Below are 717 nucleotides of genomic sequence, written 5' to 3'. Positions count from 1 at the left end.
GCGTCGAAAAAGGAGCAGAAAGGGAGAGGAAGGGGAAGGCAGGGTGGAGGGGGGGGAAGAAAAGGGGGGGGAGGAGGAAGAGGAGAAAGAGAAAGAGGGGGGGGGAGAAAAAGGGAAGGGAGAGGAGGGGAAGAGGGAGAGGGAAGAGGAAGAGAGAAAGGAAGGGGGAAGAGAAGGGAAGGGGAGGGAGAAGGGAAGAGGAAGGAGGAAGGAGAGGAAGGAAAGGGAAGGGAGAATGTGGGGAGAGAGAAAGAAAAGAGGGGGGGGGGAGAAGGGGGGGAGGAGGGAAAGAGGAGGGAGGGAAGAAAAGGGGAAGGAGGGGGGAGGAAAAAGAAGAAGAGGAAGGAGAGGGAAAAGGGAAGGAAAAGAAGAAGAGAGAGAAAGAAGAAGAAGAGAAAAAAAAGAAGAAGGAAAAGAAAAAAAAGAAAGGAGAGGAAAAAAAGAAGGAGGAGAAGAGGAGAGGGAGGAGAAAAAAAAAGAGAAAGAAGGAAAGAAGAAAAAGGAAAAAAAAAGAAAGAAATAGAAAAAAAAAAAAAAAACAACAAAAAAAGAAAAGGGAGAGGAAGAAGGAAAGAGGAAAGAAAGACCGGACAAAGAGGAAAAAGTAGAAGAAGGAAGAGGAGGAGAAGAAGAGGGAAGAAGGGAGAGAGAAGAGAATAAGGAAAGAAGGGGGGAAGTCAAAAGACAGTATGGCCCCGAGATGATGGCAGTGGCATT

Annotated in this window: 1 protein-coding gene; it reads left to right on the top strand. The window is 47.4% G+C overall.

Going from position 1 to position 717, the window contains the following annotated elements:
• On the top strand, positions 1 to 608 hold a 608-nt coding region (locus HBN63_RS22160; RefSeq protein WP_178093541.1), incomplete at its 5' end, for a hypothetical protein.
• Between the last annotated feature and the right edge of the window lie 109 nt (positions 609 to 717).

This window comes from Pseudomonas sp. WS 5011 (genome assembly GCF_012985775.1).
Taxonomy (GTDB): domain Bacteria; phylum Pseudomonadota; class Gammaproteobacteria; order Pseudomonadales; family Pseudomonadaceae; genus Aquipseudomonas; species Aquipseudomonas peli.
The sequence above is the reverse complement of the archived record's forward strand: the minus strand, read 5'-3'. Positions and strand labels throughout refer to the sequence as shown.